The sequence below is a fragment of the Streptomyces sp. Mut1 genome, assembly GCF_030719295.1.
Taxonomy (GTDB): Bacteria; Actinomycetota; Actinomycetes; order Streptomycetales; family Streptomycetaceae; genus Streptomyces; species Streptomyces castrisilvae.
Genome location: NZ_CP120997.1, coordinates 3921870 through 3941076, shown reverse-complemented (window position 1 = coordinate 3941076; position 19207 = coordinate 3921870). Strand labels below are relative to the sequence as shown.

At 69.0% G+C, this 19207-nt stretch carries 14 protein-coding genes and 2 tRNA genes; 4 read left to right on the top strand and 12 right to left on the bottom strand.

From position 1 onward, the window contains the following. Positions 1-126: 126 nt before the first annotated feature. Positions 127-4689, top strand: a complete 4563-nt coding sequence (locus P8A18_RS17050; RefSeq protein ID WP_306055659.1) for a response regulator — start codon at positions 127-129, stop codon at positions 4687-4689. Between the two features lie 151 nt (positions 4690-4840). Here the strand turns inward: P8A18_RS17050 and P8A18_RS17045 are convergent, their stop codons facing one another. The 10 genes from P8A18_RS17045 to P8A18_RS17000 form a co-directional block, all read right to left on the bottom strand. Beyond that, positions 4841-6490 carry a long-chain fatty acid--CoA ligase gene (locus tag P8A18_RS17045; protein WP_306055658.1) on the bottom strand — a complete coding sequence of 550 codons (1650 nt, stop codon included), beginning with the start codon at positions 6488-6490 and terminating at the stop codon, positions 4841-4843. Between the two features lie 171 nt (positions 6491-6661). Next, a complete protein-coding gene (locus P8A18_RS17040) occupies positions 6662-7321 on the bottom strand; it encodes a SigE family RNA polymerase sigma factor (RefSeq protein ID WP_306055657.1) in 660 nt (219 codons plus the stop codon). A 169-nt stretch (positions 7322-7490) separates the two neighbouring features. Continuing rightward, the gene (locus P8A18_RS17035; RefSeq protein ID WP_306055656.1) at positions 7491-8657 is read right to left on the bottom strand and encodes a lipid-transfer protein; all 1167 of its coding nucleotides are present in this window, start codon (positions 8655-8657) and stop codon (positions 7491-7493) included. Then, positions 8654-9121 carry a MaoC family dehydratase gene (locus P8A18_RS17030; RefSeq protein WP_306060959.1) on the bottom strand — a complete coding sequence of 156 codons (468 nt, stop codon included), beginning with the start codon at positions 9119-9121 and terminating at the stop codon, positions 8654-8656. The genes P8A18_RS17035 and P8A18_RS17030 overlap by 4 nt, the downstream gene beginning before the upstream one ends. 56 nt (positions 9122-9177) lie before the next feature. Continuing rightward, entirely contained in the window at positions 9178-10215 is a 1038-nt protein-coding gene (locus P8A18_RS17025; RefSeq protein ID WP_306055654.1) for an acyl-CoA dehydrogenase family protein, read from the bottom strand. 1 nt (position 10216) lies between these two features. Continuing rightward, positions 10217-11203, bottom strand: coding sequence for a bifunctional MaoC family dehydratase N-terminal/OB-fold nucleic acid binding domain-containing protein (locus P8A18_RS17020; RefSeq protein WP_306055652.1), 987 nt, complete (start codon positions 11201-11203; stop codon positions 10217-10219). Further along, the gene (locus tag P8A18_RS17015; RefSeq protein WP_306055650.1) at positions 11200-12363 is read right to left on the bottom strand and encodes an acyl-CoA dehydrogenase family protein; all 1164 of its coding nucleotides are present in this window, start codon (positions 12361-12363) and stop codon (positions 11200-11202) included. The genes P8A18_RS17020 and P8A18_RS17015 overlap by 4 nt, the downstream gene beginning before the upstream one ends. Before the next feature lie 277 nt (positions 12364-12640). After that, entirely contained in the window at positions 12641-12952 is a 312-nt protein-coding gene (locus tag P8A18_RS17010) for a hypothetical protein (protein ID WP_306055648.1), read from the bottom strand. A gap of 257 nt (positions 12953-13209) precedes the next feature. Then, positions 13210-13285 (bottom strand) — tRNA-Trp (locus tag P8A18_RS17005). Between the two features lie 88 nt (positions 13286-13373). Next, a tRNA-Ser gene (locus P8A18_RS17000) sits at positions 13374-13459 on the bottom strand. Positions 13460-13746: 287 nt separating this feature from the next. On the opposite strand from P8A18_RS17000, the gene P8A18_RS16995 reads away from it, so the two are divergent. From P8A18_RS16995 to P8A18_RS16985, 3 genes are all read left to right on the top strand, one after another. After that, entirely contained in the window at positions 13747-14931 is a 1185-nt protein-coding gene (locus P8A18_RS16995) for a DNA cytosine methyltransferase (protein ID WP_306055646.1), read from the top strand. 168 nt (positions 14932-15099) lie between these two features. After that, on the top strand, positions 15100-16398 hold the full coding sequence (locus P8A18_RS16990; protein ID WP_306055644.1) for a Shedu anti-phage system protein SduA domain-containing protein: 1299 nt from the start codon (positions 15100-15102) through the stop codon (positions 16396-16398). 394 nt (positions 16399-16792) lie between these two features. Then, positions 16793-17845 carry a YaaC family protein gene (locus P8A18_RS16985; RefSeq protein ID WP_371933681.1) on the top strand — a complete coding sequence of 351 codons (1053 nt, stop codon included), beginning with the start codon at positions 16793-16795 and terminating at the stop codon, positions 17843-17845. A gap of 1 nt (position 17846) precedes the next feature. On the opposite strand, the gene P8A18_RS16980 is transcribed toward P8A18_RS16985, so the two are convergent. Both P8A18_RS16980 and P8A18_RS16975 read right to left on the bottom strand, forming a co-directional pair. Next, a complete protein-coding gene (locus P8A18_RS16980; protein WP_306055640.1) occupies positions 17847-18533 on the bottom strand; it encodes an HAD family hydrolase in 687 nt (228 codons plus the stop codon). Further along, positions 18523-19086 carry a hypothetical protein gene (locus tag P8A18_RS16975; RefSeq protein WP_306055638.1) on the bottom strand — a complete coding sequence of 188 codons (564 nt, stop codon included), beginning with the start codon at positions 19084-19086 and terminating at the stop codon, positions 18523-18525. Before P8A18_RS16975 ends, P8A18_RS16980 begins: the two co-directional genes overlap by 11 nt. Between the last annotated feature and the right edge of the window lie 121 nt (positions 19087-19207).

Below are 19207 nucleotides of genomic sequence, written 5' to 3'. Positions count from 1 at the left end.
CTCCCCCTCATCCGCAGCCCCGCGCCCCTCCCCTGCCTTTAGACTCCTCCAGTGACAGCCTGAGGCCCGAGGGGCAAGATGGGGCCGCTGTCGGCAAGGTGCAGTAATCAGGGAGGAAGCGTCGTCGTGAGCAGCAGGCCATCCCGAGGCGCTGCTCGCCTCGCAGCCATACTCGACGCCCTTCCGGACGGGCTTCTGCTCGTCAACTGCAACGGTACGGTCGTCAACGCCAACACCATCGCCCTCGAAATGTTCGAGACCCCGGGCACCGCGCTCGTCGGTCGCGGGCTGCTCGATCTGCTGCCGGAGTTCGACTCCAAGCTGATCCCGGGGTCGATGCGAAGGCCGGAGGCTGCGGACGAGCGGGGCCGTACGAAGCCCACGCGGATGACCGCGCGGCGTACCGACGGCAACGAGTACCCCGTCGAGGTGACGAGCGCCAGCCTGGAGGACGGGCAGGCGGCGTACAAGGACGTCCAGCCCTCGTACGGCGGCAGCTATACGGGTGACGAGCTGCTGATGCTCGTCGTGCGCGACCTCTCCGGCACCGTCGACACCGAGGCCGAGCTCGCCCGCTCGCAGCGCCAGACCGAGATGATCCTGCGCGCCGCTGCCGAAGGCGTCGTCGGTACGGACACGGACGGCCGGGTCGTCCTCGTCAACCCCGCCGCCGCGCAGATCCTGGGCTTCCGTGCCAGCGATCTCGGCGGCCAGGAGCTGCATCCGCTGATCCTGCACTCGCGTGCGGAGGGCGAGCCGTTCCCGTACGAGGAGTCGCCGCTCGCCGACACCCTGAAGTCGGGGCGCAAGCATCGGGTGCGCGGGCAGGTTCTGTGGTCCAAGAGCGGGGAACAGGTGCCGGTCGACCTGACCACCGCCCCCGTCCGCGACGGCGACCAGCTCGTCGGCGCCGTGATGACGTTCACCGACCGCAGGCCCTACGAGGAGCTGGAGACGCGGCGCAAGGCCGAGGCCGCCGAGCTGGCCGAGAGCCACACCTCCGAGGTCACCGAGCTCACCGAACGGCACGCCGCCGAGCTCGCCGCCCTGAAGGAGGCGCACGCCGCCGAACTGGCCGACAGCACCGAGCGCTACGCCTCCGAGCTGGAGAAGCAGACCGAGCGGCTGACCGACCTCACCGCCCGGCACACCCAGCTCACCGCCGTGCTCGGCGAGTCGCTGCGCGGGCCCCTGGAGGAACTGCGCGGCGAGCTGTCCACGCTCGCCGCCGACCCGGCCGGGCAGCTCTGGCCCGAGGCCAACCAGATCCTGCACCACCTCGCCGCGGGCTACGCGCGTATGACGACGCTCATCGACAACGTGCTGAGCTACCAGCGCCTCGACGGCGGCGCCGAGGCGCTCGCCAAGACGCGGGTGCTGCTCGACGGGGTCGTCACGGCCGGCATCGACGCCTCGGTCGAGCTGATCGGGCCGGGGCGCGCGCAGTTCGCGGTGCACGCCCCGCCGATCGAGGCGGAGGTGGACGCCGGACGGCTGGTGACCGCGCTCGCCCACCTCGTCGCGGATGTCGCGGGCGTCGATTCGACGGGCAAGGCACGGGTCGTGCCCGGTGGCGGTTACGTCGACTCGACCGTGGTGGTCGCCGCCGCCCAGCGCGGTGACGTCGTACGCATCGAGGTGCGCGGTCCGTTCGCCGGAGGCGACCCGGTGCACGTGCCGATCGTCAGCGGCATCGTGCGCGCGCACGGCGGTGTCCTCCAGACGCACGAGATGCCGGGCATGAGCGGCAGTGCGTACGTGCTCGAAGTGCCGATCGGCGCGGGGTCCGGGACCGTGGTGGCTGCCGCGCCGTCCGTGCCCGAATCCGTTCCTGTGCCCGAATCCGTTCCTGTGGCTGTTCCCGAACCCGCGGCTTCCGAACCTGCGGGTGTTCCCTCCGCGGAGTCGGGTCATGCCTCCTCGGAGGCCGCGGTTCCCGAGGCCGGGCGGGGGCGGCGCCGGGCGCGCCGTTCCTCCACCGACGCCTTCCTGGAGAGCCCCGTCGGCGGGTCCGACGGCACCGGCGAGCTCCAGGCCGCGCCCGGGGACACCGGCGCGTCCGAGCCGACCGGGCGCCGGCGTGCGCGCCGTGCGGCCCCCGCGCCCGAGGTGGCCCCGAACGAGCTCATCCCCGCCCAACAGGCCGAGGGCTCCGGACGTCGTCGCGGGCGTCCCAGCCCCGCCGAAACCGGTGCCCAGGCCGCCGCGCAGGCGCCGGGGCAGGCCCTCGCGCTGCCCTCGGCCGCTCCGTCGGAGGGGTCCGTGGTGACCGCCGCCGAGGGCGCGCAGGGTGGCGGTGGCCGGCCGCAGCGCGGGCAGACCGTGCCGCCGCAGGGCGTGGCCGCGGACGCTCAGGTCCCGGTCCCGGCCGGTGGGCACCGGGGACACCGTGGGCGTTCGGGCGAGGAGAACCGGCTGGCGCTCCCCGCCGCCGTGAACGCCGTCGAGGCCCCGGCCTCCGCCGCCTTCTCGGACCTGAACGACGGGGGCCACGCGGCTCCCGGTGCGACGTCCCCCGTCTCCGAGTCGCCCGCGACCGCGCCGCAGCCGACCGGCCGGAGGGCCCGGCGCGCCCTGGCCGCCGCCCAGGACCGGGCCGCCGCCGAACAGTCCGGGCCGCGCGTCCCCTTCGCGTTGCCGCCCGCCGATGCGGACCGGGTGGCTCCGGCCGGCGAGGAGGTCGACGGCTCGCTGCCCGCGGGCCCCGGCGGCGCGGCCGGCGCCGGGACCGAGGGAGCCGGTGCGGTGTCCGGTGCGGTGCCCGGTGCGCCCGAGCGTGGTGTGGCCGGTACGCCTGGTGGCGTTCTGGGTGTCCCCGGCGGAGTGCCGGGCGCTCCCGAGGGCGGCGCCGGTGTGCCTGGTGGTGTGGCGGGTGCGCCCCAGGGTGATGCCGCCGGTACGCCCCCCGGTACCTCCGGCGGGGCCATGGGCACACCCGGCGGCGGCGCCAGCGTGCCTGGTGGTGTGGCCGGGGGGCTCGACGCCCTCTCCGGCGCGCCGGAGCACGCCCCCGTACCGCCGCAGGCCCCCCAGGCCTCACCCGTACCCCCGCAGGCCCCGCCTGTCTCGCCCGCCCCCACCGGCCGGCGTCGCGCCCGGCGGCCCGAAAGCGGCCCGCAGGAGGGGCAGCCCGCGCCCTTCGCGGTGCCGGCACAGGACGGACAGCCCGTGGCCGGTGCGCCTGGCGCGGACCCGGTGCCGGGTGCCCCCGTCCCGCCTCCGGCCGCGCACGTACCCGCGCAGGCGGCCCAGCCCGCCCCGCGCCCCGAGCCCTTCGCGCCCTCGGCGCCTCCGGCTCAGCCCGGTGGCTGGGGGCCGGACGACGCCTCCGGCCAGGGGCCCGTCGCGCCCGCCGCCCCGGAGCCGGAGTTGCCGGACGCCGTGCCCGTCGCCCCCACCGCCCACACCACCGGCACCGCGGCCGCCCCCGGCGGGGTCCCCGTCGATGACACGGGCGCCGGCCCCGAAGGGCTTCGCGCCCCCGCGGCCCGTCCCCGGACCCTGGCGCCCGCGCCCGACGTACGGCGGCAGCCGTTGCCCGCCGAGGCGCCGATGCCGGGGTCGCCGGACTCGACGCAGGGGCGCGCGTTCAGCGTGCGCACGCTCGGGCAGGGTGTGCCGTTCGCCCAGCACATCGCCCACCAGCAGAACCAGCCCCAGGGCGGCGCCGGCAGCGTCGGCCGGCGCCGGAAGCTCGCCGCGCCGCCGGAGCCGGAGCCGGAACCGGGCGCGCCCGCGCCCGAAGAACAGCAGACCGCGCTCCCCGCACCCCAGTCCGCCCCCGGCACCACGGTTCAGGGGCAGGGATCGGGGCAGCTGCTTGCCGCACCGGCGGCCGAAGGGCGCGCCTACGCCATAGGGGCGCCCGACGAGGGCGCGGCCGAGGGGCCCGAGCCGCTGGACGGTCCCGGTGGTGCGGTGGAGGTCGCCAACCGGCCCTCACCGCAGCCCGTGGACGACGAGCTGCCTCCCGAGCCGCTGGACAACCCGCGCCGGCTGCTCGTGTGGCCCGCGCCCGATGTCTCGACCCAGCAGGCGCTGAGCGACCGCGGTTACCGGCCGGTGATCGTGCACTCGCGCGAGGAGGTGGACGCGCAGATCGCCGCGTTCCCCGCCGCGCTCTTCGTAGACCCGTTGACCGGGCCCATCACCCGAAAGGCGTTGCAGTCGCTGCGCCAGGCGGCAGTGGCCGCCGAGGTGCCGGTCCTGGTGACGGCCGGACTCGGGCAGGCATCGCGGGAGGCGGCGTACGGCGCCGACCCCGCCGTACTGCTGAAGGCGCTCGCTCCGCGCGACAGCGAGCAGCACCCGCCGCGCGTCCTGCTGATCGAGGAGCACGAGGACATCGCGTTCGCGCTGACGCAGACGCTGGAGCGGCGGGGCATGCAGGTGGCCTGCGCGGCGACGGACAGCGAGGCGGTGTCGCTGGCGGCCCAGATGCGCCCGAACCTGGTGGTGATGGACCTGATGCAGGTACGCCGTCGCCGGGCCGGCATCGTCGACTGGCTGCGCGCCAACGGGCAGCTGAACCGCACCCCGCTGGTCGTCTACACCTCGGCCGGCATCGATCAGTCGGAGCTGCCGAAGCTCGCCTCCGGCGAGACCGTGCTGTTCCTGGCGGAGCGCTCGACGAGCGAAGAGGTGCAGTCCCGCATCGTCGACCTGCTGGCGAAGATCGGCACGAACTGACCGCCGCGCAACCGCCGCACAGGCGCGGTCCGAACGCCGCGCAACCGCGGTCCGACGGCCGCACAAGCACGAACTGACCGCCGCACAGGCGCATACGACGAGGGCGGTACGGGAAGACCCCGTACCGCCCTCGTCGTCCGTGCGGCTCGGCTCAGAGCTGCGTGATGTCCAGCTCGCCCTGCGCGTACTGCTTGCGGATGACCTTCTTGTCGAACTTGCCGACGCTCGTCTTCGGCACAGCGGGGATGACCGACCACCGCTCCGGCAGCTGCCACTTCGCGATGCCCGAATCGGCGAGGAACGACTTCAGGGCCTCGTAGTCGGCGGTGGCGCCCTCCTTGAGGACGACCGTGGCGAGCGGGCGCTCGCCCCACTTGTCGTCCGGGACGGCCACGACGGCGGCTTCGGCGACGTCGGGGTGCGCCATCAAGGCGTTCTCCAGCTCGACACTGGAAATCCACTCGCCGCCGGACTTGATGACGTCCTTCGCGCGGTCGGTGAGCGTGAGGAAGCCGTCGGGGCTGATCACACCGACATCGCCGGTCTTCAGCCAGCCGTCCTCGCTGAACTTGTCCTCGGGCCGCAGCGCCTCACCGTCCGCGCCGCCGTAGTACGCACCGGCGATCCAGAACCCGCGCACCTCCAGCTCACCGGCCGACTCACCGTCCCACGGCAGGTGCTCGCCGGCCGGGCCGACCAGCCGCGCCTCGACGCCTGCGGGGAAGCGGCCCTGAGTGATGCGGTAGGGCCACTCCTGCTCCTCGGTCAGCCCGGCGGGCGGGTTGGCCATGGTGCCGAGCGGGGAGGTCTCCGTCATGCCCCAGGCGTGACAGAGGCGGACGCCGAGCTTGTCGTACGCCTCCATGAGGGAGGGCGGGCAGGCGGCGCCGCCGATCGTGACGTTGGCCATCGAGGTGAGGTCGCGCGGGTTGGCGGTGACCTCTGCGAGCAGCCCCTGCCAGATGGTGGGGACGGCCGCGGCGTGCGAAGGGCGCTCACGCTCGATCATGTCGGCGAGCGGGGCCGGCTGGAGGAAGCGGTCCGGCATCAGCATGTTGACGCCGGACATGAACGTCGCGTGCGGCAGCCCCCACGCGTTGACGTGGAACTGGGGCACGACGACCAGGGTGGTGTCCTTGTCGGTCAGACCCATCGACTCGCTCATGTTCACCTGCATGGAGTGCAGGTAGATCGAACGGTGGGAATAGACGACGCCCTTCGGGTCCCCCGTCGTGCCGGAGGTGTAGCACATGGCTGCGGCCTGGCGCTCGTCGAGCTCGGGCCAGTCGTAGCTGGTGGGGCGGCCCGCGATCAGCTCCTCGTACTCGTGCACCCGCACGGTCGCGCCGTCCAGCGCCGAACGGTCACCCGGACCGGATACGACCACATGTTCGAGCGACGTCAGCTGGGGGAGCAGCGGCGCGAGGAGCGGCAGCAGCGAGCCGTTGACGAGGACGACCTTGTCGTCGGCGTGCTTGACGATCCAGATCAGCTGCTCGGCGGGGAGGCGGAGGTTCAGCGTGTGGAGCACGGCGCCCATGGACGGGATGGCGAGGTACGCCTCCACGTGCTCGGCGTTGTTCCACATGAGGGTCGCGACGCGCTGATCCGCGTCGATGCCGAGCTCGTCGCGCAGGGCGTTGGCGAGCTGCGTGGCCCGTCGCCCGATCTCGGCGAAGCTGCGCCGGTGCGGCTCCGGCTCTCCGGTCCAGGTCGTGACCTGCGACTTCCCATGAATCGTCATCCCGTGGTTCAGGATGCGGGTGACAGTCAGCGGTACGTCCTGCATGGTGCTGAGCACGGCGTCCTCCCGGTGGGCGCTACGCGGCAGTAGGGTTCCGCTGATTCTGCGCACATACCGAGCGGTATGTCACTACTCCCGAGGGTACGAATCGGTGTCGTCCGGCATTTCACACCGACCGGAGGGGTGGTGGCGGACGACTCCGCTCCGCTTGCCCGCGCGCCGGACGACTCAGCGGACCGGGGTCAGCTCCGGGTCCAGCCGCAGTTTGCCGAGCGCCCGGGAGACCGCGCTCTTGACCGTCCCGACGGAGACTCCGAGCACCTCGGCGGTCTGTGCCTCGCTCAGGTCCTCGTAGTAGCGCAGGACGACCATGGCCCGCTGGCGGGCGGGCAGCTTCAGCACCGCACGCCACATCGCGTCGTGCAACGACTGCTGCTCGGCGGGGTCCGGGCCGGGGGCCGTCTCCTGCTCGGGCAGCTCGTCGCAGGCGAACTCGTCGACCTTGCGCTTGCGCCACTGCGAGGTCCTGGTGTTCAGCAGGGCCCGGCGCACATAGCCGTCGAGCGCCCGGTGGTCCTCGATCCGGTCCCAGGCCACATACGTCTTGGTGAGCGCCGTCTGCAACAGGTCCTCGGCATCGCTCGGATTCGCGGTGAGCGAGCGGGCGGCGCGCAGCAGCACCGGCCCCCGCGCCTTCACGAACGACGTGAACGAGGGGTACGGGACATACGGCGCCGCCGACGCGCGCACACCGTACGAGGTGCGCGCCGACGCGGACGGACGCATCGGTGCGGACGTGCGCACCGCCGGTGCGAAAGTACGTGCCGCTCCCGACGTGCATGCCGGTGCGGCTCCCCTGGAGGTGCCCGTGCGGACTGGCGTGGTCATGGCTCCACGCTAGGAGCGGGGCACGCTCCGTGGATCGCCCCCAGGTCCCGAAACCGCGTCCGCCTCAGGGTGTAGGCCCATGCACCCCTCCACCTCCTGTAGGTGGAGGGCCCACCCCTGCGGGACTCCGGGTCGCCCCCGATGCGTACGCCCACGGACACGGCCCCCGTCAGCCCGCCCGGCCCAGCAGCAGGCCCGAGGTCGGGACGCCCGTGCCGGCGGTGACCAGGGAGGTGGCGGCGCCCGGCACCTGGTTCACCGAGGTGCCCCGGATCTGCCGGACCGCCTCCGCGATGCCGTTCATGCCGTGCAGGTACGCCTCCCCGAGCTGGCCCCCATGGGTGTTCAGGGGCAGCGCGTCCGCCGCCACGAAGTCCGCCGCCTCGCCCGGGGCGCAGAAGCCGAACTCCTCCAGCTGCATCAGGACGAAGGGGGTGAAGTGGTCGTACAGGATCGCCACGTCGACATCGCAGGGCGCGAGGCCCGAGGTGCGCCACAGCTGGCGCGCGACGACCCCCATCTCCGGCAGACCCGTCAGATCGTCCCGGTAGAAGCTGGTCATCTGCTCCTGCGCCCGCCCCGCGCCCTGGGCCGCCGCGACGATCACCGCGGGCGGGCGGCGCAGGTCACGGGCCCGTTCGGCGCTGGTGACGACGATCGCCTGGCCGCCGTCCGTCTCCTGGCAGCAGTCCAGCAGCCGCAGCGGCTCGACGATCCAGCGGGAGGCCGCGTGGTCGGCGAGCGTGATCGGCTTGCCGTGGAAGTACGCCGCCGGATTGCGGGCCGCGTGCCGCCGGTCGACCACCGCGACATGCCCGAAAGCCTCCGGCGTCAGCCCGTACGTGTGCAGGTAACGCCGGGCCGCCATGGCCACCCAGGAGGCGGGCGTGAGCAGCCCGAAGGGCAGGTTCCAGCCGAGCGCCGCGCCCTCGGCGGTGGGCTCGCGCCGCTGCACGCCGGAGCCGAAGCGGCGCCCGGACCGTTCGTTGAACGCGCGGTAGCAGACGACGACGTCAGCGACCCCGCAGGCGACGGCGAGGGCCGCCTGCTGGACCGTCGCGCAGGCCGCGCCACCGCCGTAGTGGACGCGCGAGAAGAAGGACAGTTCGCCGATGCCGGCGGCCTGGGCGACGGTGATCTCCGGGCTGGTGTCCATCGTGAAGGTGACCAGACCGTCGACGTCCGCGGGGGTGAGACCCGCGTCGTCCAGCGCCGCGTGCACCGCCTCGACGGCGAGCCTGAGTTCGCTGCGTCCGGAGTCCTTGGAGAACTCGGTGGCGCCGATCCCGGCCACCGCCGCCTTCCCGCCGAGCGAGTCGGCCATGCGCACGCTCATACGGACCCCTCCGGACGGGTGACGCTTACGGGGATGCTGACGCTCACCGTGCCGGTGACGTGCCGGCCGAGCCCGTTGGCGCCGACGACGGACACCTCCACCGTCCCGTCCGCCCCGAGCGCGGTGACCCTGCCGCTCAGGACCATGGTGTCGCCGGGGTAGTTGGGCGCGCCCAGCCTGATGGCGACGCGCCTGAGGACCGCCGTGGGGCCGAAGCGGTCGGTGACGTACCGGCCGACCAGGCCGTTGGTGGTCAGGATGTTCATGAAGACGTCCGGGGAGCCCTTCTCCCGCGCCGACTCCGCGTCGTGGTGCACGTCCTGGTAGTCGCGTGAGGCGAGGGCACCGGCCACGATGAGGGTGCGGGTCACCGCGATCTCCAGCGGCGCGAGTTCCTCGCCGAGTGCGGGGGCGTCGGGCTTCGGAGCGGGCGTCAGCGCGTCGGGCAGCAGCGCGTCGGGCATCGGCGCGTCGGGCATCGGCGCGTCGGGTTCCGGTCGGCCGTCGGTCATCGGGTCCGTCATTCCTCCGGCTCCTCCTCCGTCAGCAGCGTGCCGAGTTCCTGGAGTACGCCACCGCCGCTGCCGAGGTAGGCGTCGAGCTGCCGCCCCCAGAGGAAGTGCCGGTGGACGGGGTGGTCGAGGTCGGCCCCCGTGCCGCCGTGCAGATGCTGGCCGGTGTGGACGACGCGCTTTCCCGCCTCGGACGCCCACCATGCGGCCGTCAGCGCCTGTTTCCCGTACGGCAGTCCCTCGTCGCGGCGCCATGCCGCCTCGTACGCCGTGACACGGATCGCCTCGGTGTCCATGTACGCGTCGGCGGCCCGCAGCAGCACGGCCTGCTTGGTCGACAGGGGGCGCCCGAACTGTTCGCGCGTGCCGGTGTGTTCGACCGCTCGCGCCACCGATCCGGCGCACACGCCCGCCTGCACACCGGCGAACGCCGTCCGCGCACCGGCGAGCACGTCCTCGTACGCCCCCACGTCCCCGAGCCGCTCGGCGGACGCCCCGTCCAGCACGAGCCGGCCGGCCGACCACGCGGCCGTGGTCTCGACGGGCTCGGTCCGCACCCCGCGCTCCCCGGTCCGCACCAGCCACAGGGCGCGGTCGGCGGCGGCGACCAGGACGTGTGTGGCGTCCCGCAGCCAGGGAACGAACGGCACCCCACCACTCAAACGGGCCCCGGTCTCCACGTGTACGGCGCCGCAGGCGGGGAACGCACCCGTCGCCACCGCCGTACCGTCACGCAGCGGCGGCAGCAACCGCTCGCGCTGTTCGTCCGTACCGTGCCCGGCGACGGCCAGCAGCCCGTAGACACAGCTCGCCGCGAACGGCACCTGCGCCGTCGTCCGCCCCTGCTCCTCCAGCATCAGGACCAGGCCGAGCAGTCCAATCTCCTCGGCCGCCCCGGGCAGACCGGCCGCACACAGCTCCTTCCACAGCTCCGTGTCCGAGCCGCTGCCGGCCGCGACCAGGCGGTCGTGCGTCGACAGGTCCGCGAAGATCCGGGAGGCCAGCCCCTGCGCCGCGCGCTGCTCCTCACTGGGCGTGAAATCCATGTCAGCCCTCACCTCCCGCCGAGGAACGGAAGACCGGAAGTCTCGCCTCGGGGCCGGTACGCAGGAACTCCAGCCGCACCGGCATGCCCACCCGCACCTCGTCGTACGGCACACCGACCACATTGCTGACCATGCGCACGCCCTCCGCGAGCTCGATGAGTGCCACCGCGTACGGGCCGCCCTCGCCCGACTCGCTGAAGGCGGGGAACGGCGGGTGGTGCATGACGACGTAGCTGAAGACCGTGCCCTCGCCCGATGCCTCGACCGTGTCCCACTCGGGTGATCCGCAGGTGTTGCAGCCGGGCAGCCAGGGAAAGCGCAGGGCGGCGCACACCCCACAGCGCTGGATCAGCAGCCGGCCGGCCGCCACGCCCTCCCAGAAACCGGCGTTGTCCCGGTTGACGACAGGATCGGGCCGCGCGACACCGGCGGGCCCCTTCGGCTTCCCGCCTGCCTTCGCCGGGCGGTACTTGAGGATGCGGAAGCGGTGCGTCCCGGCCGGTTCGCCCGAGGCGCGGACGTCCATGCGCGTGGTGATGAAGTAGCCGGTGCCGAGTTTCGTCGTCTTGCGTGCGGATACGGACTCGATCACCGCGTCGAAGGTGACCCGGTCCCCGGGGCGCAGGGGGCGCAGATACTCCTGTTCGCAGTCGGTCGCGACGACGGCCGCGTACCCGGCCCCGTCGAGCAGGGCGAACAGCTCGTCGTAGGGCCCACTGCGGTCCGTGTGACCGGACAGACCGCCCATCGTCCAGGCCTGGAGCATCGTCGGCGGAGCAATGGCGTCCGGTCCCGTGTAGGCGGGGTTGGTGTCGCCCATCGCCTCGCACCAGTGCCTGATCATCGTCTCGTTGACGAGGTCCTTGCCGGTCCCGGCGGTGGCGGCGGGCCGCCCTTCGTACGCTCTGAGCCGCCCGTACAGCTCGTCGGCGTCTCCGCTCACGTCCTCGTCCACGCCGGCTTCCGCGCTCGCTTTCCCGGCTGTCACCGCTTCGCCCCCTTCATGCCGAGCCGCATCATGGCGACGATCTCCCGCTGCACCTCGCTCACCCCGCCCCCGAACGTGTTGATCTGGGCCGCCCGGTTCATCCGCTCCAGCTCGCCGTCGCCGAACGCGCCGGGGGAGCCGCCGCGGATGAGGCCGGCGTCGCCCGTGATCTCCTGGCACATCCGGTAGACCTCCACGGCGCTCTCGGTCCCGGCGAACTTCACGCCGCTCGCGTCGCCCGGCGCCAGTGCGCCCGCGCCCACGTCCCCGACGAGGCGCCAGTTGAGCAGGCGCGTCGCCGCCAGCCGTGCATACGCCTCGGCCAGCCGGGAACGCACCCACGGCTCATCGGCCGGGCGCCGGCCCGTCAGCGGATCGGGGGTGCGGGCGAAGGCGAGCGCCGCCGCGTAGAAGTCCTCCGCCTGCATGCCGATCGCCGCGAGCGCCACTCGTTCGTGGTTGAGCTGGTTGGTGATGAGCCCCCAGCCGGCGTTCTCCTCCCCGACGAGGGCGCCGGCCGGGACGCGCACACCGTCGTAGTACGTGGCGGTGGTGGTCAGACCGCCCACCGTTTCGATGGGTGTCCACGAGAAGCCCGGCGCGTCCGTCGGCACGAGCAGGATCGAGATGCCGCGGTGCTTGGGCGCGTCTGGGTCGGTTCGGCAGGCCAGCCAGATCCAGTCCGCCTGGTGCGCGTTGCTGGTGAAGATCTTCTGCCCGTCGATGACCCAGGCGTCGCCGTCCCGGACAGCCCGGGTGCGCAGCGCGGCGAGGTCCGTACCGGCCTCCGGTTCGCTGTAGCCGATGGCGAAAACGGTCTCACCGGCGAGGATCCGGGGCAGGAAGTACTCCTTCTGCGCCTCGGTCCCGTACTTCATCAGGGTGGGTCCGACGGTGTTGAGCGTGACCATGGAGACGGGCGCGCCGGCCCGGTACGCCTCGTCGAAGAACACGAACTGCTCGTCCGCGCCGCGCCCCTGCCCCCCGTACGCGACGGGCCAGCCGAGGCCGAGCATCCCGTCCGCCCCGATCCGCCGCAGCAGCCGCCGCTGCGCGTCCGGATCACGGACCGCGTGGCCGGGCTCCGGCATCACCTCGCGGAAATAGGCACGGAGTTCGGCGCGCAGACGGAGCTGGCGCTCGGTCGGGGCCAGATGCACGTCGACGCCTCCCGGGAACGGCACGAGGACCGGCCGGCTGGGCACTGCGAGCCGACCGCTACAGTTTTCTGACTGTCCGTCAGATACGCTGCCGCTGTCAAGGCACGCGACACCACCGCCCGTACGCACACGCCCCACGTGCCCCTCCGCACACGCCCCACGTGTACCCCTCGCACACGGAACGGCCCGCGCAGGCGCCGAAGCAGCGCCTGTGCGGGCCGTAGCCGTCCTTCCGTCACGGTCCGGCCCCCCGCCCGGACCGCGACGGACCCCGCGCTCACCAGAGGTTGGTGAAGTTCACCGCCAAGTTGTGCGTGGACTGGTCGATGTCGGTGAACCCGGACCCGTTCACCTGCGCGGAGTTGCTTTGATTCGACGCCCCGGGCCCGGTGGCCTGTTGTTGGGAGGTCGACGAATTGCCCGCGTTGTCCCTGCCGACCCCGCTGCCGCCGATCGTGGCCACGCCGGCGTTCGATCCGTCGCTCGCGATCGAGCCGTTGTCCGCCTGCGCCACCCCGCCGAGGAGAACGGCGGCAAGAGGCAGCGCGGCAACAACGGCGAGGGCACGAGCGGTACGGATGCTTGCCATGTCTGTTCCTCCAGGAACCGGAAATAGGGCTGAGTCCGAACCCGGGCCGGCGGCCGACCGCCCGGTGATGATCACGACGTCGCGGATCAAAGCTGCCCAGCGCCGTACCGGCGAACCGCCCGAGCCTCCCGATTCCCCCGCAAGCGTGAGGAAGGGAAACCAAACCCCCGGAGATGTCCGAACCGTCCGCTCGGGCCCGCGAGGTCCACAGCAGGGCGCAAAACAACCCCGGAGAAGTGGGCGAGGAAAAAACAGGGCGGAACCGGCCGGATTCGAACCGGCGTCCTCGCGGTTTTGGAGACCGCGCGCGACGACCTCTGCGCTACGGGCCCCGCCCCACCCGCCATCCTAGAAGCCCGCACGCACAACCGAACGGCCCCCGCCCGATGCACCTGGTGCACCTGGACGGGGGCCGTCCCCATGCGGTGGGTGTGGATTTGAACCCACGGTGACTCGCGCCACGACGGTTTTCAGGACCGCCGGGGAGTCGGACCAGGTACACCCCGCGACCTGTGCAGACGCTTCACCGACACATTTAGCTCGCGAGTGTGGCCCACAGGTGGCCCACAGGGATCCCGATCCCGCGCGCTGGGCGCTCCGTGGCTCTCTTGCCAGGCGGGGCCGGGGATCGCAGGCGACCCAGCCTTAGCACCTGGGAGCTGGCGACGGACAACTCTCCCCAAACTGGGCACTCACGCACTGGCTCGAATCGACTACACAAAGCAACCGTGTGCGAGTTGTACAGAACAAGCGCAGGCATCAGACAACCAAAAGGACGTGGGATCATCTTGACCATGCCGAACCTTGACGTCGCCCCTCGACCGCTGACTGTTGCCGGGCTGTTCGCTGGCATCGGCGGTGTCGAGCTCGGGCTTGAGGCAGCAGGCATGCAGACTAAGCTGCTCTGCGAGTGGTGGGAACCTGCGCAAGCCGTTCTCAAGCACCGCTTTCCGGATGTCGCTCTCCACGACGATATCCAGACCCTGCAGGCCCTTCCTGACGTTGACGTGGTGACTGCAGGCTTTCCGTGCACCGACCTGTCCCAAGCCGGCCGGACTGCAGGCATCCACGGAAAAGCATCCGGGATGGTCAAGCACCTACTTGAGCTCCTGGAGGATGCTTCTCCCCGATGGGTAGTCATCGAGAACGTACGCAACATGCTTGCCCTCGACCGCGGCACAGCCATGGAGTATCTGGTCAGCGAATTTGAACGACTTGGCTACACATGGGCCTATCGCTTGGTCGACTCTCGTTTCACCGGCGTTCCGCAACGACGGCACCGGGTAATCCTCGTCGCATCGCGCACTGAGGATCCTCGCTCGGTTCTATTTGCCGACGAAGCCCAGGAACGTCCTGAATCAGATTACAGGGAAGACGCTTTCGGCTTCTACTGGACTGAAGGCAATACCGGATTGGGGTGGGCGCAGGACGCGCTTCCGACCCTTAAGGGAGGATCCGGGCTCGGTATCCCATCATCACCTGCCATGTGGGTGTGCAACGCAGAGCCTGGCCGCGCCATTGTTACACCACGCATTGAGGACGCAGAGGAACTTCAAGGTTTCCCTCGCGACTGGACCCAAGCAGCACTTAAGGTAGCCCGCCCCGGAGTTCGGTGGAAGCTCGTCGGAAACGCCGTGACGGTAGGTGTATCGACGTGGCTAGGGAATCGTCTTCAAAACCCCGGGAACGTTGATGAGACCGGTCAACTTATCCTTCTGAAGGGTATGAAGTGGCCTACAGCTGCCTGGGGAAACTCAGGCGAACGATGGTCAGTTTCGGCTAGTCTCTGGCCCGAGAAACACCCCTATCGCAATTTGCTCGACGTCGTGGACGCCAGTAATGCTGCCCCGTTGAGCCTGCGCGCCACTACGGGGTTCCACACACGCCTCCTCAAGAGTCGGCTCCGCTACCGGGAAGAATTCTCGCAAGCCCTCAAGGAGCATTCCGAATACATGGCTGGCAGTATTTCGGCCGCTTAGGTGAATTCTGCGGACGCTGCACGTCGGAGATACACGGAGTCACGCCTTAGCGGCAGACAAATTCAACCGTGATTCAAGTGCTCGGATACGGAACCTAACCTGACCCGTATCCGAGCGCTTCAAATAGACTCACGCACCGCTTACGGATCGCAGCTATAGACTCATCGCATGACGCCTACAGAGACCCTGGGACACCTGTCCGAGCTGCTGGTCAGGGAGCACGAGAAGCCCGTCACCAATAAGTACCACGCCGCGCGCGACTTTACGGCCAAACTACTCAAACTGCCATATTCTCGCGTTTATTTCACATACATCAGCAAAGCTGCCAACTTTAGCGTGCGTGCAGTGCAGTCTGATGCTGCGGTACAAGCGTCTGTGGTCGTTGCCCTAATTAAACTAAGGGGCGAACTCCAAGACGCGGCCACACATCGGGCGGCCCGCAAGCTTGCACTAAGGACCGGAAAAACCCTACTGCTACTGCAGCGCGCCTCGCCGGATAGCCTGCAGTGGAACATCATGGGTGGCTATTTCATGTCTGCTGACCTCAGGTCTCAAGGCATCGTGGACAACCTCGTTAACAGTTTTGGCCCCATTCCGTTTGAACCGATCAACGTTAGCCGCGATGAAGCAGTTTCCGGCGTTCTTGACTTTTTTGACAGGGTCGGACTGAGTGGTGCAGGGGTCGGGGCCGCTCTTTCTCAACGGCAAGACATCGCCAGTATTATGCAATTTGCGGCTGCTTCAAGTGCGGCTGGACTATCAGCAGCAGAAACTGCGGTGATCGCTCAACGGCGCACACTGATTGCCGATCTAAAGCGCATGATCGCCGATCCAGCGACGACCGAAACTGAGCTGCACCGTAAGATCAGGGGAAACTACTGGATTTTTGGCGGGCGATATACAGGGGTGGCTCGCGGATCAATCGTCCCAATGGACAGATATGACATTCCCTTGTTCTGCGCCGACGGTTCGCTGCACATCATCGAACTCAAAGGGTCGTATATTCCAGACCTGGTAGAGCGCCATAGGCAGCATCTGATCCCCGGAGAAGAAGTACACAAGGCCACCATGCAGGCAGCGAACTATATCCGCCAGCTCGACGAGGGTGGCGCAGCTTTGGAAACCCTATACAGGAATAGTGGCCTCAACTACGACCTCCGGCGCGGTCGAGCAACGGTCATCATCGGAAATCAAGACTTTGTGGAAATCCCAGAGGATCCAGTACGACAGGTCGGCGCCGTTACAAGGTCAATGATTGACCAGACAATTCGCACCTACGATTCACTCATCAATCGCATTGATGTTTTGACCTGGGCCGACTTGCTGGATTCCGCCGAAAGGTCACTCCGCTTCGAAAGTGAGATCTCCGCAGATCACGCCAGCACAGGAGATGAGCCTGGCAGCAGCCCAGGGAGTAATTCCAGAGAAGATCCTGATAGCGACCAGAATCCAACCCTCTTCAACTGAGACGCAGCATCTACAGGGCAGCTCCGGCCAGCGATTCATACGTCGATCACTCCGAGCGTATTGCCGAGTCGGCAGTGCGGGCAGGCATCTACCCCCTCGAAACAGAGCACGTCGCACCTGGCTCTCAAGAGAGAAAAGCCTCCGGGCGCAGCGACCTGTCCCGTGCCGGCCACCATGCCGTCCCTTCCGCCGTCAGGCTGCGCACCGGCGTTCGACGTAAGGCCGGTGAGAGCGATGGCGGTGGATACGACATACGCACTTGCTGGTGGTTGCACTCAACACGCCTTCCAAGTCTGTTGAGGGCGGCCGAGGAGCGCCGTGCTCGCTGAACGCGCCCCGGGTGATGGGTCTCTGTGATTCGATCCTCTGAAGCTAGAACTCTAAGGAGGGCACGATGGCTACATGGCGGGACCTTGGACTGCCTCGGGAGGCCGAGGTTTGGCGTGAACTGCGTGGGCTCAGGTCAGGGGTTGCTGGCCCGGCGGGTTCAAACCCTCAGCGTCGTTCGGTCTTCAACGCCTCCCTTGAGCAAACGCAACAGTTCACGGAGGCAGCTGCGAACGCCGGGCCAGCCACGCGACCCGTCCAGATCTTCTACGCCTTCTCCCAGTTCGGGCGGGCGATCTCTGCCGCGTCGAGATTGACTGTCGGTATCGAATGGCGCCTGAAAGGACATGGGATTGGCACGAGAAACCTAGATGCGAGCAAGGGCTTGGCGGCTGTGGGCGTCACACCTACAGCGAAAGGATCGCTGCCTGGTGTGGCAAGAGCGCTGGGCGTACCTTCCTTTGAGGCAGGTGCTGAGATTAATCTTGGTCAGCTATGGCCGCTCATCCCGGAAACTCATGGCGTTCCTCTGCCTGGGGTAGACGGTGTGAAGGCCATGTACATGAGCCAGTCCGGGGTCAGGTACGAGGAGGGCCAAGGCTGGGCCCAGGTGCACGTAATGCCCGTCAGTAACAGGGTTCGCCAGGCAGCCGAGAGAGATCCGGCGACGCTAGAGACGTTCCTTGCGCGATACCCGACACTGGATGGTTGGTCGCGCAAGGAAATCGCCGGCGCCCAAGCTGTGAGCTGGGAGGAGCAGAGTAACGGCTTTCAACAAAAGCTCATTATCTATGTCCCAGACGAAAAGGGTGGTCCAGAGGCTAGGGATGGCGGGCGCGCTACGGTAAGAGCGAAGGCAACGGCGTATCGAGGGCCAGATGACTTGTTTCTTTTTCCCTCTATAGGTGCCATGCAGGAGCCGATTCATCCTCTTCTTGTGTGGTGGGCCCTCCTTTTCAGCCTTTCAATGCTGGCTCGTTACGAGCCCGAGCACTGGGCGTCCATCGTCGATATCGATCATTCTTCAGACGCGAATGCAGTGGAGCACCTGCTGGATGAGGCAGTCGCCGTGGTCCCGCACCTAGCATTGCTTGCGATTCAGGAGGTCGCTGGCCCCTAAGCTAGATTTCCAACGCGACTGTAACGCTCATCATGTTGAGGACGACTTCATCGGCCCCAGCGTCCGCGAGCGAAGTCTCCTTCGCTGGCTTGTTAGCGAATCCGATGCTTCGAGTGGCCGCTGCACGGGCCGCCTCGATATCGGTCACCGAGTCCCCGATAAGAACCATTCGCCCCGGAGTTTTACCTAGGCGCGAGGCTGCTTCGAGCAGCGGATACGGCGACGGCTTCATGAGGTCTGGCCTGAGTGTCGGCCGTCCCACGATCTGCTTCACCGCACCGGAGAGCCCGTGCTTCGTCAGGTAGACGCGTACGCATTCGGCGGAGTTGTTGCTCACGACCGCGACGTGGTGCCCGGATACGTACGCAGCCTTCAGCGCCTCTGTGGCGCCGTGGACTGGGGGTCCGGCGACCTTAACGGCGCGGACCTCCGCTTCAGTGAGTGCTGCCTCGACCGCCGCTAGGACGGCCTCTCCACCCTGTGCAGCGAGACGGTGCACCTCCATCGGATCCTCCGTGGCCCGGGCGACCTCTCCAAGGTGCGGAGCGAGGGTTGCGAGTACGTCAGCCAGTTCACGAGCCACACCCGGTGCGGGGAGCCCACGGAAGACGTCGCAGATAGGGCCGTCGAAGTCGAAGAGGACAGCATCGCATTCGGCGAGCAGACCAGCCAGGCCGTCAGAGCGCATCCGGGGTGGATTCCCTTCCGATCGATTCCCACACGCTGTCGAACCACATCTGTGCCTGCTCCACCTGCTGTGGCCCGCTCGACGAGTCGCCGTCGTTGAGGGAGTGGTGGAAGAGGATCGTGTCCTTGCCTACGAGATCAAAGATCTCGATGGCCTCGCCCTGGGCAACCACCTTGTTCGGCCGAATCGGGTAGTAGCCAAAAAACGCGTCTTCCTTATTGACGATGTAGAGCTTGAAGAACTGCGTACCGCTGTGAACATGCACGCTGACGTTGCTCTCTTGGACGAGCCCCAGGTGCTCCAGCTCGCTTATTGAGTCAGAGATGCTGCGGGTGTAGCCGACCATGATGTCGTGCATCCGTGCTCGAAGGCGCGGGTCATCGGCACCGTCCTTGCGGCGCACAGGCGCAGCCTGGGGGACGGCCATGTCCGGGACGAGAATCCGAATCCGGATGTTCGTGGGCGCAAGGCGTCCCGTGCGGATCTTGTCGAGTGGCTCTTGCAAGGCTCCGTGGAGGGTCTCGCTGGAGAATCCGGCGAAGTCGATCGTCACGCTCCGACTCGCGAATGCCTGCTCAACGTAGGGGCGCAGACCGGCCGGCCGCTCGGTCCGATGCCGGACGAAGACCCCGCTGCCCTTGCGTGAGACGACGAGTCCACCAAGGCCCCTACAC

Excerpts from the sequence above, each read along its gene's own strand:
- P8A18_RS17010 (WP_306055648.1), bottom strand. The coding sequence starts at position 12,952 with ATGGCAAGCATCCGTACCGCTCGTGCCCTCGCCGTTGTTGCCGCGCTG.
- P8A18_RS17035 (WP_306055656.1), bottom strand. The coding sequence starts at position 8,657 with ATGAGCGTGCGCATGGCCGACTCGCTCGGCGGGAAGGCGGCGGTGGCC.
- P8A18_RS16995 (WP_306055646.1), top strand. The coding sequence starts at position 13,747 with ATGCCGAACCTTGACGTCGCCCCTCGACCGCTGACTGTTGCCGGGCTG.
- P8A18_RS17025 (WP_306055654.1), bottom strand. The coding sequence starts at position 10,215 with ATGGATTTCACGCCCAGTGAGGAGCAGCGCGCGGCGCAGGGGCTGGCC.
- P8A18_RS16990 (WP_306055644.1), top strand. The coding sequence starts at position 15,100 with ATGACGCCTACAGAGACCCTGGGACACCTGTCCGAGCTGCTGGTCAGG.
- P8A18_RS16980 (WP_306055640.1), bottom strand. The coding sequence starts at position 18,533 with ATGCGCTCTGACGGCCTGGCTGGTCTGCTCGCCGAATGCGATGCTGTC.
- P8A18_RS16985 (WP_371933681.1), top strand. The coding sequence starts at position 16,793 with ATGGCTACATGGCGGGACCTTGGACTGCCTCGGGAGGCCGAGGTTTGG.
- P8A18_RS17030 (WP_306060959.1), bottom strand. The coding sequence starts at position 9,121 with ATGCCCGACGCGCTGCTGCCCGACGCGCTGACGCCCGCTCCGAAGCCC.
- P8A18_RS17040 (WP_306055657.1), bottom strand. The coding sequence starts at position 7,321 with ATGACCACGCCAGTCCGCACGGGCACCTCCAGGGGAGCCGCACCGGCA.